The following is a 14,794-nucleotide window of genomic DNA, read 5'->3' as shown; positions in this document are numbered from 1 at the left end:
GCGGCAGGTAAGTCGCGCCAATGAGCTTTCGGCTTGATCGACGCTACGTCACAGCTCGGCGATTTGAACGACGCGCACGCCATGACTCGAGCGAAAGCGGCGATCGTTGGTGACGAAGATATCGCACTTCGCCATCGCGGCCGCGTGGAAATGCACGGCGTCCAGCAGTTTCAGGCCCATACCTGCGCCCAAGCGCCCTGCCTCGATCAACGCCGTCAGGTTCACCGGATGGATGTCGAAGACTTCGTCGTGAAAGAAAAGTCGCTCGTACGCTTGTTCCACCAGCGGCTTTTGTTGCCGGAACGCCCCGAAAAAACACTCCGCGACGCCGATTTCACTGGTGACGAGGCTCGCATTCCGATCGATCAGCCCATACCAAAGACTGGCGACTTTGCTCTGAAATTCGATATTGGCCTCGATGAAATAGATGATCGCGTTCGTATCGAAATAGGCGCGAGAAACACCGTTCAACGCAAGATCAGTCATCGCCGCGAATTTCGCGGATGCTGGCGTCGATCTCCTCGACCGTTCTTGGTCCGAGCAGACGCGCGCCTATGCCCTCCAGCTCCTTCAGGCGACGAATGCGCTCTTGCGGCGAAGGCTGGGTTTCCTTCTGCACGATACGCGGAAGAAACTGCTTGAGCGTTTCCTCGACGAGATAAGAACGCGAGCGGCGCGTGCGCCGCGCCGCTTCGTCGAGGATTTTGCGCGTTTCGTCGGTAAGACGAACGGATGTCGGCGTTGGCGCGACGGATTTCATGGCGTGGAGAGGCTTGACTACGATGTAGTCAAATGTAGTCGCAATCCTGCGGAAGTCAAATCATGCCACGCAAATTCATTCACAGAGACATCCACGTTGGTGGGGAAAAGCTGACTCAGGGAGCATCCGATCTTTGCCTCTGCAAAGGTGGCAAATCGATCTGCCAGCTTGAGAGCACGAGATTACGGATTGCATGCGCCAATTCATAGGAAGGCCCGCCAAGTTCTTTCATCGGCAACTTCGGGGACACGACCGGTTCCTTGGGAACATGGTGGCCGAGCGCCACCATCGCGCCCTCAACCGCTCGATCTTCCACGACGCTCAAAGGCCCCCAATAGAGACGCCAAAATGTGAGACGCGTTTTTTCTCATTCAGCGGGATCAGTTTCTGTCGCGAGGCGTGACGCGGTTTCTGATGCCTGAAAACATAACTCAAGCTGCTTTTGTAGAAAGGGCTGGCGGTTTGCTTGCCGTTGAGTTGCCGTAAACTGCCAGATTCCGCCAACGAAAGTTAGGAGCGTCAGCAACCACGGGACAACCACGGACAAATTCAGCGAAGTTGACGACGCGCTGTCGGCCATAAAGGAAACTCCAGAATTTGCAGGACAAAGGACATTATGGAACTCTCCCAAGCCCGGCTGTCTTTCTCGCGGCGAGCATCATAACACCGCCCAACTTCAAAGACAGAGCGTCACGTCGGTTTACGCGAAGTCGTCGCCTTTGAACAAAAGCGGCGCGTTGATGGTTTTTGCAAGTGCATAAGCGGCGCAATCGCAGAATTTGAGTTTCGCATTGGAATCGAATCTCTTGCCATAGCGATTGAACGCTTCGGAAGCGGCGCGGGCCTGCAATTCGTCTAAAGGAATGCTGTCGATAGCGTTGTCATGCGCCAGTGGTTAGGACGAGCGCCGCCACGCAATCTACAAAGCGACGCGCGGACCGGATCGCCTCGCACGCCTTCTCGACGGGCACGCGCGAACCCGGCCCTGTTTCATAATCTGCGATCGCCTTGAGCTGATAGGCCTGACCAAGAAAGGCTTTCAGCTCAGCGTTAACTGCGGGATTCCCCTTTGTGAGCCGCAGAAACTCGCTCCGCACTCCGGAATGCGTTTTGGAAACGCGTCCCTCCATCTCGAAAATGAGCCCCTGAGCGGCGTGAAACCCAGCAAGATAGGCTGCGCGACCGGCGTCCTCGGTGAGATCAACCGACAACATTCTGTCTGCGTGATCGAGATGCTCTCTCGCCTTGTCCAGATAAGCCCCGGTTTGCGGCTTCACAGATCGACGCCTTCACGGCGAATCTCGTGCATCAAAGGCATCCTCGGATCGTCATAGGTTTTGGCTTCATAGGCCGTGGCGTGGATGCATTCGCCGGTGTCTTCCAGGATCGCGGTGCTCAAGTCCGCGAGCCGGTAAAGTTCCGCGATACGGTCAGGAATGTCACGCAGAAAAACCGCCACATCGTAATCAGAGTCGGGCCGCGCGTCGCCTCGCGCACGCGAGCCGTAGAGCACGACGCGCGCAACGCGGTCGCCAAAGGCTTCATTCAACCCGGCGCGGAAGCGCTGGAGCACAGGATTATCGTGGGCCTTCATCACAATCGGCAATTTTCTATCATTTTGCTCAAGCGCTCGCTACACTCCCCGGACAAGAGCGGCGCCTCACCCCGCTCCCTGCCCCGCCGCCAATTGCTCCGGCAGCGCATAGGCCCATTGGGTGATGTTGCCGGCGCCAAGGCATACGACGTAGTCGCCGGGCGCGACGATTTCGCGGATCATCGCCGGCAGCACTTCCGGCGAGGGCAGCCCCATCGCGCGGCGGTGGCCATGCGCCTTGATCGCCAAGACCAGCGCATCCCGATCGACGCCCGCGATCGGCTGTTCGCCGGCCGGATAGACATCGGCGATGATCACCACATCGGCGTCGTTGAAACAGGTCGCGAATTGATCGAAGAGCGACTGCAGCCGCGTATAGCGATGCGGTTGCATCAGCGCCACCACCTTGCCCTTGGTCGAGGCGCGCGCGGCGCGCAGCACGGCGGCGATTTCGACGGGATGATGGCCATAGTCGTCGAATATCTGCACGCCGTTCCATTCGCCGGTCTTGGTGAAGCGCCGCTTCACGCCGCCGAACCCGGCGAGCGCCTTGCGGATTTGTTCCGGCGACAGGCCGAGCTGATTGGCGACCGCGATCGCTGCGGTGGCGTTCAGCGCATTGTGATGGCCAGGCATCGGCAGGACCAGATCTTCAAGATAGATCGCCTGCGATGTCTTGCGATCGCGCAGCAGCACGTTGAACTTCGACACGCCGCCTTCGAGATTGACGTCGAGCAGCCGCACGTCGGCCTGCGGATTTTCGCCATAGGTGATCACCCGGCGGTCCTCGATGCGGCCGACTAGCTCCTGCACCGTCGGGTGATCGAGGCACATCACCGCGAAGCCGTAGAACGGCAGATTCTCAATGAAATGCCGGAAGGCTTCCTTGATCGCGTCGAAGGTATGGAAATGGTCGAGATGTTCGGGGTCGATATTGGTGACGATCGCGACGTCGGCGGGCAGTTTGAGAAAAGTGCCGTCGCTCTCGTCGGCTTCGACCACCATCCAATCGCCGCCGCCCAATCGCGCGTTCGTGCCATAAGCGTTGATGATGCCGCCGTTGATTACCGTCGGATCGAGGCCGCCGGCGTCGAGCAGCGTCGCGACGAGCGAGGTCGTCGTGGTCTTGCCATGCGTGCCGGCGATGGCGACGCATTGCTTGAGGCGCATCAGCTCGGCGAGCATTTCGGCGCGGCGCACCACCGGCAGGCGCTTTTCACGCGCGGCGACAAGCTCGGGATTATCGCGCTTGATTGCGGTCGAGACGACGACGACGGCAGCTTCGCCGAGATTCTTCGCGTCATGTCCAATGCTGACCGTCGCGCCCTTTTCGGCGAGGCGCTTGACATTGGCGTTTTCCGCGGCGTCCGATCCCTGCACCTTATAGCCGAGATTGAGCAGCACTTCGGCGATGCCCGACATGCCAATGCCGCCGATGCCGACGAAATGAATCGGACCCAATTCTCTCGGCAGTTTCATTCTTAGCTCCGTTTCGCGGCGCCTCTGCGCGCCACGTCGATGATCAGATCGGCGAGCCGTTCGGCGGCGTCGGCGACGCCGACGCTCTTTGCAGCTTCTGCGCGCGCGGCGAGTTGCTCTGGCGCACTGATCAGATCGCACAGGCGCCCGCTCAGAAATTCCGGCGTGAAATCACTCTGCCGTACGGTTTCGGCGCCGCCCGCCTGTTCGAGAAAAGCCGCGTTCGCCGCCTGGTCCTGGTCGAGCGCATGCGGCAGCGGCACCAGCATCGACGGGCGCCCGATGACCGCAAGCTCCGAGACCGTCGAGGCGCCGGCGCGGGCGATGACGTAATGCGCCGCGGCGACTCGCGCGGGAAAATCGGCGAAAAAGGGCGCGATCTCGGCGCCGACTCCTGCGCCGCCATAGATCGCCTCGACGCGAGCGATATCTTCAGGGCGGGCCTGTTGAACGACGGCGATTTTCGCCCGCAGCGCATCGGGGAGCGCCGCGACCGCCTCCGGCACGATATCCGCCATCACGCGCGCGCCTTGCGACCCCCCGGCGACGAGCAGCCGGAAAATGCCGTCGTCGAACGTCGGATAGGGAAACTCCGCCGCCGCCAGCACATTGGGACGCACCGGATTGCCGGTGACCGCGACCTTGCTCTGCAACGCCGCCGGAACCGCGAGATTGGGCAGGCCGGCGGCGATCCGATCGACGCGGCCGGCGAGAAAGCGATTGGCCTTGCCCATCACGCCATTCGCTTCATGCAGGGCGCTCGGCATGCCGAGATAGGAGGCCGCCAGCAGGGGCGGCACGGTGGGATAGCCGCCGAATCCGATCACCACGGCCGGCTTCAACTGTCGCAAGAGCGCGACCGCCTGCGCCGTGCCGATGGCGAGACGCGCCACCGCCTGCGCCTTGGCGAAGAGAGAGCCGCCGCGCGGCGTGGCGGCGCGAATCACATGCATGGCGCGCGCCGGAAAACTTGCGCCATAGCGCAGCGCGCGATCGTCGGTGACAAGCTCGACCGGCAGGCCGCGCGCGGCAAGCGCATGGGCAAGCGCCTCGGCCGGAAAGAGATGGCCGCCGGTGCCGCCGGCGGCGAGGAGAATCGGCGAATCGATCATGCCGAGACTTTTATCACGCCGCCGCCGGCGCGCCGGTCGCGGCGAGTTCGCTCATCACCCTGGCGCGCGGCCGCTTGCGGGTGACGGCGAGGAGAAAGCCCATGCCAAGCGACAGCGAAATCAGCGACGAGCCGCCGTAGGAGACGAAGGGCAGCGTCATGCCCTTGGCAGGCATGAGATGGACGTTCACCGCCATGTTGATGCAGCTCTGCAGACCAAACAGCATCACCAGACCGGCCGTCGCGAAACGGCAGAAAGGATCGCTGTTACGGGCCGCGGAGAACAGCCCCCGCACCACCACAAAGGCGAAGACCGCGGCGAGCGCGATGCAGACGAGAACGCCAAATTCCTCGCCGATGACCGCGAAGATGAAATCGGTGTGCGAGTCGGGCAGGATGCGCTTGATCACCCCTTCGCCAGGACCTCTGCCGAACCATGATCCGGCAATGAAGCTTTCGAGCGCGGTCTCGGACTGAAAATTGGCGGGCACGCCGGCAACCGGCGGCGGCGGCTCCAGAAAGGTCTCGATGCGCTGATGGACATGCGGCACGAATTTATAGGCGAGCAGCGCCGAAACGCCGCCAAGGCCGCCCAATCCGACCACCCATATCCAATGCAAGCCGGCCATGAAGAACAGCGCCGCCCAGACGATCGAAATCAGCATCGTTTGCCCAAAATCAGGCTGCAGCATCAGCGGCACGATCGCGATCGGCAGCAGCAGAAGCGCAATCAGATTTCCAGGAACGTCCTTGCGCCGCGCCCCTTCCGAGAATGCCCAGGCGACGAGGACGACAAAGGCGGGCTTCAAAAATTCCGAAGGTTGAATGCCCAATATCCATCGCTTCGCGCCCTTCACTTCCTGGCCGTAGAGGATCGTGGCGAAGACGAGCGCGAGCGAGACGATGAAAATGACGAGCGCCAGCCGGCGCACATGGCGCGGCGAAAGAAATGACGTGGCGATCATCACGGCGAGCGCCGGCACGAGATAGATCGCCTGCTTGTTGACGAAGTGGAAAGTCGCGAGATGCAGCCGCTCGGCGACCGGCGGGCTGCCGGCCATGGCGAAGACCAGTCCGGCGACGATCAGCAAAGCAACGCTGGCGAGCAGCCAGCGATCCACCGTCCACGCCCAGTCGGAGAATGGCGTTCGTTGCGCGCGCGAGATCATGTCGCTTCTCCTTTTCGCGCCGCGATGACGGCGGGAAGGCCCTCGACGAGGCCGCGAAAGGCGTCGCCCCGCGCCTCGAAATTGGCGAATTGGTCATAGGAGGCGCAGGCCGGCGACAGCAGCACGACCGGCGCCGGCGCGCCTTCGGCAAGCGCGTCGAGCGCGGCGCGAGTCGTCGCGATATCGAGCGTTCCGCAGCGTTCGAAAGGCAGCGCGCCGTCCAAGGTGCGCGCGAAATCGTCGGTCGCCTCGCCGATGAGATAGGCTTTGCGGATGCGCGAGAAATGCTGGCGCAGCGCCTCGACGCCGCCCTCTTTCGATCGGCCGCCGAGTATCCAGTAGATGTCGGCAAAGCTCGTCAGCGCCTTTTCGGCCGCGTCGGCGTTGGTCGCCTTCGAGTCGTTGATAAAGAGCGCGCGCTCGATGCGTCCGACTTCCTCCATGCGATGCGGAAGTCCGGGGAAGCTCAGCAGGCCGCGCGCGATTTCGTCGTCGTCGAGGCCGCACTCCCAAGCGGCGGCGGCGGCGAAGGCGGCGTTTTGCGCATTATGCGCGCCGCGAAGCGCGCGCGCGCCTTCGAGCGAGCCGATGAGTTCGGCCTCGTCGGGCGGATGCCCTTCTTCGCGGAAATAGACGCTGCGATCCTCGACGTAGAAGCCCCAATCGAGCGCGCGTTTCGCCGACACCGGCACGACGCGCTTCTCTGGCGACGCGGCTTCGGCGAGACGCGCGCCGATCGCATGGCAATAGGAATCGTCGACTCCGACCAGAGCCACTTCCGCCGCAGCGACCAGCCGCTCCTTGATCGCGGCGTAATTTTCGATCGTGCCGTGGCGATCGATATGGTCGGGCGTAATATTGATCAGCACGCCAATGGTCGGCGCCAGCGAGGGCGCGAGATCGATCTGGAACGACGAACATTCGATAACGTGAATGCGCTCGTCGGACGGCGGTTCGAGATCGAGAATCGGTACGCCGATATTGCCGCCGAGCTGCACGTCGCGGTCGGCTTCGCGCAGGATATGGGCGATCAGCGCCGTCGTCGTCGATTTGCCGTTGGTGCCGGTGATGGCGATGAAGGGCGATCCGCCGGCGCGCGCCTCGCGTTCGCGGCAGAAGAGTTCGACATCGCCAATGATTTCGACGCCGGCGGCTTTCGCCGCCTGCACGACCCAGTGCGGCTCAGGATGAGTCAACGGCACGCCGGGAGAGAGGATGAGCGCATCGAACTCGCGCCAATCCGCGACCGCGAGATCTTCGAGCGCGACGCCTTGCGCGACTGCTTTGAGCCGGCCTGACTCGCCATCGTCCCAGGCGGCGACGCGCGCGCCGCCGGCGATCAGCGCGCGGGCGGTGGACAGGCCCGAACCGCCGAGGCCAAACAGCGCGACGCGCTTGCCCTTGAAGGAGTCGACCGGCGTCATCGTCACCTCAGCTTCAACGTCGCGAGGCCCATGAGGGCCAGCACGAAGGCGATGATCCAGAAGCGGATGACGATCTGCGGCTCTTTCCAGCCCTTCTGCTCGAAGTGATGATGAATGGGCGCCATCAGGAAAATGCGCTTCTTGGTGAGCTTGAAATACACGACCTGGATGATCACCGATGCGCCTTCCAGAACGAAAAGGCCGCCGACGATGACGAGGACGAACTCCTGCTTCACCGCCACCGCCACCGAGCCGACGAGGCCGCCGAGCGCCAGCGAACCGGTGTCGCCCATGAAGATTTGCGCAGGCGGCGCGTTGAACCACAAGAAGCCCAGTCCCGCGCCGATGAACGCCGAACAGACGATGGTCAATTCGCCGACGCCCGCCACGTAATTGACGCCGAGATAGTTCGAAAAGATCGAATTGCCGACGAGATAGGCGAAGATCGCGAAGGCGCCGGCGGCGATCATCGACGGCACGATGGCGAGCCCGTCGAGTCCGTCGGTGAGATTGACGCAATTGCCCGCCGAGACGATGACGAATGCGCCAAACAGGATGAAATAGGGCCCGAGCGTCGCGACATAGCCCTTCACCATGGGAATGGCGAGCTTCGTCATATTCTCTCCGCCGCTATGCATCAGCGCGTAGCAGGCGAGGCCAGCGATCAGGAATTCGAGCGCCAGTCGCACCTTGCCAGCGAAGCCGGCATGCGACTGTTTGGTCACCTTCAGATAGTCGTCGTAAAAGCCGATGAGGCCGAAGCCGACGGTGACGAAAAGCACGATCCAGACATAGGCATTGCGCAAATTCGCCCAGAGCAAGGTCGCCGCGACCAGTCCCGACAGAATCATCAGGCCGCCCATCGTCGGCGTGCCTTTTTTGGTCACGAGATGCGAGGCCGGCCCGTCCTCGCGGATCGGCTGCCCCTTGCCCTGCTTGATGCGCAGCGCGGCGATAACGCCCGGTCCAAAGAAGAACACGAAGAACAGCGCCGTCGCCGCCCCCATGGCGGCGCGAAAAGTGATGTAGCGGAAGATGTTTAGCGGACTGTATAAATAGGACAGGTCCGCAAGCAGCGTCAGCATCGTCTCTCCTTAGTTCGCCATTTCATCGGCGAACGCGGTTTTCAAGGCCGAGACGATCCGCGACATCCGCGAACCATTGGAGCCTTTCACCATCACAACGTCGCCGGGCCGAACGGCGGAGAGAACCGCCTCTTCCAGTTCCAGCGGCGTCGCCCGATGCGCGGCGCGCATCTCATCAGGCGCGGCGTAACTTAATCGCGACATCAACGGGCCGGAGGTGAATAGCAGATCAACCCCCGCATCGATAAGGTCCTGGGCGAGCGCGGCATGCAGTTCGCCAGCCTGAGGCCCAAGTTCCAGCATGTCGCCCAAGACCGCAATTCGCCGGCCGCCGGGCCCTGTCGCCGCGCCGCCAAGCAGGTCGAGCGCCGCGCGCATCGAAGTCGGATTGGCGTTGTAGCTTTCGTCGATGAGCGTAAACGCGCCGTCAGGCGTCGTTATTTTTTCGCGCCGGCCCCGACCGGACGGCGGTGTGAAATCGGCGAAGGCCGCCGCCGCTTCCTCCAGATCGACGTCGAAGACGGCACCGATCAGAAGCGCCGCGAGCGCGTTGACAGCGACATGCCTGCCCGGCGCGCCAATGCGAAAACGCATTCGCCGCTCGAGGATATCCGCCTCGATGAGCGCGCCGTCGCCGGCCTGCTCGTAAGAGAGGAGCCGCGCATCGGCGCCTTCCGACTCGCCAAAGCCGAACACATGGCTGGCGGTCGGCGCGGCCGCCGCGGCGAGACGCTCGAAAAAACCATCGTCGCGGTTGATGATCGCGACGCCGCCGTCGAGCGCCGAGAAGATTTCGGCTTTGGCGTCCGCGATGTTTTCGATCGATCTGAAATATTCGAGATGGACCGGCGCGATGCGGGTGACGACGGCGACATGGGGCCGAACCTGAGCGACGAGCGCAGCGATTTCGCCCGCGTGATTCATGCCGAGTTCGAACACGCCGAAATTCGACTCCGCCGGCATGCGCGCGAGCGTCAACGGCACGCCCCAATGATTGTTGTAAGACGCCGTCGACGCATGCGTGTCGCCGAAGCGCGACAGCATCAGCCGGGTCATGTCCTTCGTCGACGTCTTGCCAACCGAACCGGTGATCGCGGCGATGAAAGCGTCGGTCCGTTCGCGCGCGCGCTGACCGAGAGATTCGAGCGACTGTTGCACGTTCCTGACGACGAACAGCGGCCCCGCGCCGGAAAGCTCGGCCGCATGCGCTTCGTCCACCACGGCCGCCGCCGCGCCCTTTTCGAACGCCGCTTGCACGAAGTCATGGCCGTCGCGCGTTTCGCCCTTGATGGCGATGAACAGGTCTCCCGGCTGAAGCGTGCGCGTGTCGATGGAAACGCCCGTGGCTTCGCGCGCGAGGCCGCCGCTGGCGCGGGCCCGCAGCGCGCCGACCAGCGCCAATCCTGACCATAGCGGCTTTCCGGTCATCAATGATGCTCCTTCAACGCCCGCGCGATCGCCTCATGATCGGAGAAGGGCAGAACGCGCCCGCCGACGATCTGCCCGGTCTCGTGACCTTTTCCCGCCACGACCAGCGCGTCGCCTGTTTGAAGTTCGGCGACGGCGCTGGCAATCGCCGCGCGCCGGTCGCCGATCTCGATGATTTGCGCCGCGCCGCCACGGGTTCCTTCCAGAATTTCGGCGCGAATGGCGGCCGCGTCCTCGCTGCGCGGATTGTCGTCGGTGACGATGGCGACATCGGCCCCACGGGCGACGATTTCGCCCATCAGCGGGCGTTTGCCGCGGTCGCGGTCGCCGCCGCAACCGAAGACGACAATCAGGCGATTTTTTGTCAGCGGCCGCAAGGTGGCGAGCACTTTCTCCAGCGCATCCGGCTTATGGGCATAGTCGACGAAGATCGGCGCGCCCTCGCGCTGGCCGACAAGTTCGAGACGCCCCGGCGCGCCCTTGAGCGCATCGAGCGCCGCGAAGACCCGGTGCGGGTCGTCGCCGCTCGCGATCGCAAGGCCGGCGGCGACAAGCGCGTTCGAGACCTGAAAGGCGCCGGCGAGCGGAAGATTCACGTCATAGTTGGCGCCATCATGGCGAAGTCGCAACGTCGTTGCGAGAGCGGAGGGCGTCGCCGACAGCAATTTGATCGCTTCCCCCTTCAAACCGACGCTGAAAATCTTGAGGCCGCGCTCGCTGCAGGTCTCGATCACGCGTGGCGCGACATCGCTGTCGGCGTCGATCACCGCGGTCTGGCCGGGACGCATCAGCGTATCGAAGAGCCGCATCTTCGCCGCGAAATAGTCGTCCATGTCGGCGTGATGATCGAGATGATCGCGCGAAAAATTGGTGAAGCCGGCGACATCGACGCGCATGCCGTCGAGGCGACGCTGATCGATGCCGAGCGACGACGCCTCCATCGCCAGATGCGTCACCCCGCGCCCCGCAAGATCGTCCAGCGTCTGATGCAGTTCGACAGGACCGGGGGTCGTCAGCGCGCCATAATGCGCGCCGCGCGAATCGACGATTCCGACAGTGCCGAGCGAGGCCGCCTCATGTCCAAGCGCGGCCCAGATTTGACGCAAGAAGGCGACGACCGAGGTCTTGCCGCTCGTGCCGGTCACGGCGGCAATCGTCGCCGGCTGACGCGGATAGAATCGCGCCGCGGCAAGCGCCAACGCGCGCCGAACGTCGTCGACGACGATGAGCGGCAGCGAACATTCGCCGGCGCGCTGGGCGACGACGACGGTCGCGCCGCGCGCGGCGGCGTCCTTGACATAGGACATGCCGTCGCCGGCATGGCCGGCTATGGCGAAGAACGCAAAACCGTCCCGGACCAGTCGACTGTCGGCGGTCAGGCCGGCGATCTTGAGCCCGCGCAAGGCGGGCTCAAGATCAGGCGTCGCGAGCAGTTCCGACAGCAGCATCAATGCCCTCCCCCGCCGCGGGCGGGAACATTGGCGTAGCCATAACCCAATTTGGCGAGGAGGGGGAAAGGCTGGTGCGGCGGCTCGAAACGCGGGGCGAGTCCGAGGATCGGACCGACTCGCTCGATGATCTCGCCCGTCACATGCCCGGCGTTATAGGCGGCCGTCGCATAGCCGCCGGTCTCCGGCAATCCCTGCGGCTCGTCCATGATGGTGAGAAACAGATATTTCGGCTTGTCCGAGGGGGCGACGGCCATGAAGGTGGTAAACAGCCGGTTCTTCGAATAGTGACCGCCGATGACCTTTTCCGCCGTGCCGGTCTTGCCGCCGACGTAATAGCCGGCGATGTTTACTTTTCGCGCCGTGCCGATTTCGGCGTTGAGGCGCATCAGATAGCGCATCGCCTCGCTGGTCTCGGGCTTCACCACGCGTGCGGCGCCCGCCCTGGCTTCCGCCTCGCTGCGCTTGATAAAGGTCGGCGTAATCAGATCGCCGCCGTTCATCAGCGCGCCGACCGCCATCATCGCCTGAAGCGGCGCGACCGCGAGGCCATGGCCGAAGGCGATGGTCATGGTGTTCAATTCGCCCCAGTTTTTCGGCACGATCGGTTCGGCGCTCTCCGGCAGTTCGGTGCGCATGCGGGTCAGCTGGCCCATCTTGCGCAGAAACGCCTTATGCCGCTCGACGCCCTGACCCATCGCCATGCGCGCGGTGCCGACATTGGAGGAATAGGTAAAGACCTCCGGCACGGTGAGCGCGCGATTCTGCGCGTGATAATCATGGATTTTAAAACGGCCGAACGACAGCACGCCGCGTGCGTCGAGTCTTGAATTGAGATTGACCTTGCCGGAGTCGAGCGCCATCGCGATGGTCAGCGCCTTGAAGGTCGAGCCCATCTCATAGACGCCGACGTTCATGCGGTTGATGTGGATGGGATCGAGCGCGTCCGTCGGCTTGTTCGGATCATAGTCGGGCAGCGACGCCAGCGCGATCACTTCGCCGGTGTTGACGTCCATGATCGCCGCGGCGCCGGCCTTGGCCTTGAAATGCGCGACGCCCTTCTCGAGTTCGTCGCGCAGCGCATGCGTCGCGCGTATGTCGAGCGACAGCGAAATCGGCTTCAGTTCCTCTGGCGTCGCGCCGAAGCCGGCGCCGTGCAGATCGGCCAGCCCCTGTCCGTCGATGTATTTTTCGATGCCGGCGATGCCCTGGTTATCGACATTGGCGAAGCCGAGCACATGCGCGCCGATCGGCCCGTTGGGATAGACGCGCTTATTTTCGGCGATCAATCCGACTCCCGGCAGGCCGAGATGGAAAACCTCGTCGCGCTGATGCGGCGTCACTTCGCGCTTCACCCAGACGAAGCCTTTTCTCGATCCGAGCCGTTCGCGCAGTTCACGCGAATCGAGACCGGGCAGCGCGGCGGTCAACAATTCGGTCGCTTCATCCTTGTCGATGATGCGGCGCGGCTCGGCGAAGACCGACATCACCTTCACGTCGCTGGCGAGCACCTCGCCATTGCGATCGAGAAGGTCGGGACGCGACGCCGCGACGGCCTCAGCCGCGGCGCGGCGCGTCGTCGCCGCTTCCGGCTTGAAGCCGAGATAGACGAGCTTGATCGCGATCACGCCATAGAGCGCGAGAAAACCCAAGGCGGCGAGCCGCATCCGCGACGCGCTCAAATCGAGGCTCGTCGAAAACATGGCGCGCAGCAGCGCCCGCATTCTCTGGGCGCGCGAAGGGGTTGGCGGAGTATCGAGCTCAGTGCGCGTCATGGCTTGCGTCGCTCTTGTCCTTGCGCTTTAGGCGTCGTTGTCGAAGCGCCGCCCGAAACAGGCGGCGTCGCCGGCATGCTCAATCCGAGCGAGTCGAGCTTCTGGCCGATCGAGTCGACGCGCGGCGATCTTTCGGGAAGCGATTGCGCGGTAACGATCTGGGTCGCGTCGACCTGTTTCATCCCTGAGAGATAGGAGTCAGCAAGCTGCTGGATGCGCTCGGGCCGGGTCATATAGGCCCATTCGGCGCGCAGCACCGCGATCGCGTCGCGCTCCTGCCTGATCTCGATCTTGGTTTTCGTGATCTGCTCGGCGCGATAGCTCGTCTGATATTTGATCGAATAGGCGTAGACCGCTGAGCCGACCAGAACGAGGATCGCAACGATGTTGAGGAAACGCAGCATCAGGCTTTTCCCTTGTCGCGATCGGGCAGGCGCGAAAGCCGCGCGAGCCGCGCGTCGAGCGGATGCGCCGGCGCCGCCGTGCGCGTCGCGTAGCGCAGCTTGGCCGAACGCGCGCGCGGATTGGCCGCCGTCTCGGCGGATGTCGGCGTGACGGGCTGGCGGCCCGCGCAGACGAAACTCGGCGCCGGCGGCGTGGGCTCGCCGGGAAGGCGTCGCGAACCGGTTTCGCCGCGCCCGCAGCGTTCGGCGAGAAACTGCTTGACGATGCGGTCTTCGAGCGAATGAAAGGTCACGACGGCAAGCCTTCCGCCTTCGCCAAGCAATCGTTCGGCGCCGATAAGCCCGTTCAGCAATTCTTCGAGTTCTTCATTGACCGCGATGCGCAGCGCCTGGAAGCTCTTTGTCGCCGGATGAATGTCCCCCGGACGATTGGGCGCGACGCGCTCGATCAGTCCGGCGAGCGCTTTCGTCGTTTCGAACGGCGCGATGTTGCGGTCATGGACGATGGCGCGGGCGATGCGCCGCGCGGCGCGCTCCTCGCCGAAGAAATAGAGAATATCGGCGAGCGTCTCTTCATCCGCCGCGTTGACGATGTCGGCGGCGCTGCGGCCCTGCCCGCCCATGCGCATATCGAGCGGCCCCTCGGCGCGAAAGGAAAAGCCGCGCTCAGCTTCGTCGAACTGCAGCGACGAGACGCCGATGTCGAAGACAATTCCGTCGACCGGCGCGAAGCCTTGCGCGCGCGCGATGTCTTCGAGCTCAGAAAAGCGCGCCTCGACAAGCGTGAGCCGTCCGCCCATCTCGTCGACGAGCGCCTCGCCGGCTTTCACCGCCGTCGGATCGCGATCGAAGGCGAGCACGCGCGTTTCCGGCTCTGCGAGAATGGCGCGCGCATAACCGCCGCCGCCGAAGGTGGCGTCGACATAGCGCCCGCTGCGACGCAGGTGGAGAGCGGCGAGCGCCTCGTCGCGCAGCACCGGAATATGCGTCCCGGCGGACGTCATCGCCATGTTCCTCCTCGGGCGGCGAGCGGCGCGAAGCGGCTGGCGGCGCGACGCCAAGCGCGTCGCGCGCGCTGGCGCGTCGAGACGGCGTAACTGCGGCTGGGCGGTTTTGT

The 14,794-nt window shown here is 63.7% G+C and carries 15 protein-coding genes; all 15 read right to left on the bottom strand.

All coding sequences use genetic code 11. The features are described 5' to 3' along the window. Nucleotides 1–48 precede the first annotated feature (48 nt). The 15 genes from U1E20_RS02045 to rsmH all read right to left on the bottom strand — a co-directional run bounded on the left by U1E20_RS02045 (nt 49) and on the right by rsmH (nt 14,687). Nucleotides 49–486, bottom strand: a complete 438-nt coding sequence (locus U1E20_RS02045) for a type II toxin-antitoxin system VapC family toxin (protein ID WP_409978917.1) — start codon at nt 484–486, stop codon at nt 49–51. After that, nucleotides 479–760 carry a ribbon-helix-helix protein, CopG family gene (locus tag U1E20_RS02040; RefSeq protein WP_409978916.1) on the bottom strand — a complete coding sequence of 94 codons (282 nt, stop codon included), beginning with the start codon at nt 758–760 and terminating at the stop codon, nt 479–481. The genes U1E20_RS02045 and U1E20_RS02040 overlap by 8 nt, the downstream gene beginning before the upstream one ends. A gap of 700 nt (nt 761–1,460) precedes the next feature. Continuing rightward, entirely contained in the window at nt 1,461–1,625 is a 165-nt protein-coding gene (locus tag U1E20_RS02035; protein ID WP_409979625.1) for a PIN domain-containing protein, read from the bottom strand. A gap of 16 nt (nt 1,626–1,641) precedes the next feature. Then, the gene (locus tag U1E20_RS02030) at nt 1,642–2,037 is read right to left on the bottom strand and encodes a HEPN domain-containing protein (RefSeq protein WP_409978915.1); all 396 of its coding nucleotides are present in this window, start codon (nt 2,035–2,037) and stop codon (nt 1,642–1,644) included. Then, nucleotides 2,034–2,354, bottom strand: a complete 321-nt coding sequence (locus tag U1E20_RS02025) for a nucleotidyltransferase domain-containing protein (RefSeq protein ID WP_409978914.1) — start codon at nt 2,352–2,354, stop codon at nt 2,034–2,036. The genes U1E20_RS02030 and U1E20_RS02025 overlap by 4 nt, the downstream gene beginning before the upstream one ends. A 66-nt stretch (nt 2,355–2,420) precedes the next feature. Next, nucleotides 2,421–3,833, bottom strand: coding sequence for a UDP-N-acetylmuramate--L-alanine ligase (murC, locus tag U1E20_RS02020; protein WP_409978913.1), 1,413 nt, complete (start codon nt 3,831–3,833; stop codon nt 2,421–2,423). A gap of 2 nt (nt 3,834–3,835) precedes the next feature. Then, nucleotides 3,836–4,945 carry an undecaprenyldiphospho-muramoylpentapeptide beta-N-acetylglucosaminyltransferase gene (murG, locus tag U1E20_RS02015; protein WP_409978912.1) on the bottom strand — a complete coding sequence of 370 codons (1,110 nt, stop codon included), beginning with the start codon at nt 4,943–4,945 and terminating at the stop codon, nt 3,836–3,838. 13 nt (nt 4,946–4,958) lie between these two features. Next, a complete protein-coding gene (locus tag U1E20_RS02010; protein WP_409978911.1) occupies nt 4,959–6,113 on the bottom strand; it encodes an FtsW/RodA/SpoVE family cell cycle protein in 1,155 nt (384 codons plus the stop codon). Continuing rightward, on the bottom strand, nt 6,110–7,537 hold the full coding sequence (gene murD / locus U1E20_RS02005) for a UDP-N-acetylmuramoyl-L-alanine--D-glutamate ligase (protein WP_409978910.1): 1,428 nt from the start codon (nt 7,535–7,537) through the stop codon (nt 6,110–6,112). The genes U1E20_RS02010 and murD overlap by 4 nt, the downstream gene beginning before the upstream one ends. Before the next feature lie 2 nt (nt 7,538–7,539). Continuing rightward, the gene (mraY, locus tag U1E20_RS02000) at nt 7,540–8,622 is read right to left on the bottom strand and encodes a phospho-N-acetylmuramoyl-pentapeptide-transferase (protein WP_409978909.1); all 1,083 of its coding nucleotides are present in this window, start codon (nt 8,620–8,622) and stop codon (nt 7,540–7,542) included. 9 nt (nt 8,623–8,631) lie between these two features. Continuing rightward, nucleotides 8,632–10,050: a UDP-N-acetylmuramoylalanyl-D-glutamyl-2,6-diaminopimelate--D-alanyl-D-alanine ligase gene (locus U1E20_RS01995; RefSeq protein ID WP_409978908.1), complete on the bottom strand. Its 1,419-nt coding sequence runs from the start codon at nt 10,048–10,050 to the stop codon at nt 8,632–8,634. Continuing rightward, nucleotides 10,050–11,498: a UDP-N-acetylmuramoyl-L-alanyl-D-glutamate--2,6-diaminopimelate ligase gene (locus tag U1E20_RS01990; RefSeq protein WP_409978907.1), complete on the bottom strand. Its 1,449-nt coding sequence runs from the start codon at nt 11,496–11,498 to the stop codon at nt 10,050–10,052. The genes U1E20_RS01995 and U1E20_RS01990 overlap by 1 nt, the downstream gene beginning before the upstream one ends. Beyond that, nucleotides 11,498–13,273, bottom strand: coding sequence for a peptidoglycan D,D-transpeptidase FtsI family protein (locus tag U1E20_RS01985; RefSeq protein WP_409978906.1), 1,776 nt, complete (start codon nt 13,271–13,273; stop codon nt 11,498–11,500). The genes U1E20_RS01990 and U1E20_RS01985 overlap by 1 nt, the downstream gene beginning before the upstream one ends. After that, entirely contained in the window at nt 13,270–13,677 is a 408-nt protein-coding gene (locus U1E20_RS01980; RefSeq protein ID WP_409978905.1) for a hypothetical protein, read from the bottom strand. The genes U1E20_RS01985 and U1E20_RS01980 overlap by 4 nt, the downstream gene beginning before the upstream one ends. Beyond that, entirely contained in the window at nt 13,677–14,687 is a 1,011-nt protein-coding gene (gene rsmH, locus U1E20_RS01975) for a 16S rRNA (cytosine(1402)-N(4))-methyltransferase RsmH (protein ID WP_409978904.1), read from the bottom strand. The genes U1E20_RS01980 and rsmH overlap by 1 nt, the downstream gene beginning before the upstream one ends. Nucleotides 14,688–14,794: the final 107 nt, after the last annotated feature.

The organism is Methylocystis sp., from assembly GCF_046349115.1.
Classification (GTDB): Bacteria; Pseudomonadota; Alphaproteobacteria; order Rhizobiales; family Beijerinckiaceae; genus Methylocystis.
Note: the sequence above shows the minus strand (reverse complement) of the source record. Positions and strands in the feature narration are given on the sequence as shown.

Bases quoted from the DNA above. Each gene is read 5' to 3' on its own strand.
- rsmH (WP_409978904.1), bottom strand. From the start codon at position 14,687: ATGGCGATGACGTCCGCCGGGACGCATATTCCGGTGCTGCGCGACGAG.
- U1E20_RS02025 (WP_409978914.1), bottom strand. From the start codon at position 2,354: ATGAAGGCCCACGATAATCCTGTGCTCCAGCGCTTCCGCGCCGGGTTG.
- U1E20_RS01980 (WP_409978905.1), bottom strand. From the start codon at position 13,677: ATGCTGCGTTTCCTCAACATCGTTGCGATCCTCGTTCTGGTCGGCTCA.
- murD (WP_409978910.1), bottom strand. From the start codon at position 7,537: ATGACGCCGGTCGACTCCTTCAAGGGCAAGCGCGTCGCGCTGTTTGGC.
- U1E20_RS02010 (WP_409978911.1), bottom strand. From the start codon at position 6,113: ATGATCTCGCGCGCGCAACGAACGCCATTCTCCGACTGGGCGTGGACG.
- mraY (WP_409978909.1), bottom strand. From the start codon at position 8,622: ATGCTGACGCTGCTTGCGGACCTGTCCTATTTATACAGTCCGCTAAAC.
- U1E20_RS02040 (WP_409978916.1), bottom strand. From the start codon at position 760: ATGAAATCCGTCGCGCCAACGCCGACATCCGTTCGTCTTACCGACGAA.
- U1E20_RS01990 (WP_409978907.1), bottom strand. From the start codon at position 11,498: ATGCTGCTGTCGGAACTGCTCGCGACGCCTGATCTTGAGCCCGCCTTG.
- U1E20_RS02045 (WP_409978917.1), bottom strand. From the start codon at position 486: ATGACTGATCTTGCGTTGAACGGTGTTTCTCGCGCCTATTTCGATACG.
- U1E20_RS01985 (WP_409978906.1), bottom strand. From the start codon at position 13,273: ATGACGCGCACTGAGCTCGATACTCCGCCAACCCCTTCGCGCGCCCAG.
- murG (WP_409978912.1), bottom strand. From the start codon at position 4,945: ATGATCGATTCGCCGATTCTCCTCGCCGCCGGCGGCACCGGCGGCCAT.
- U1E20_RS01995 (WP_409978908.1), bottom strand. From the start codon at position 10,050: ATGACCGGAAAGCCGCTATGGTCAGGATTGGCGCTGGTCGGCGCGCTG.
- murC (WP_409978913.1), bottom strand. From the start codon at position 3,833: ATGAAACTGCCGAGAGAATTGGGTCCGATTCATTTCGTCGGCATCGGC.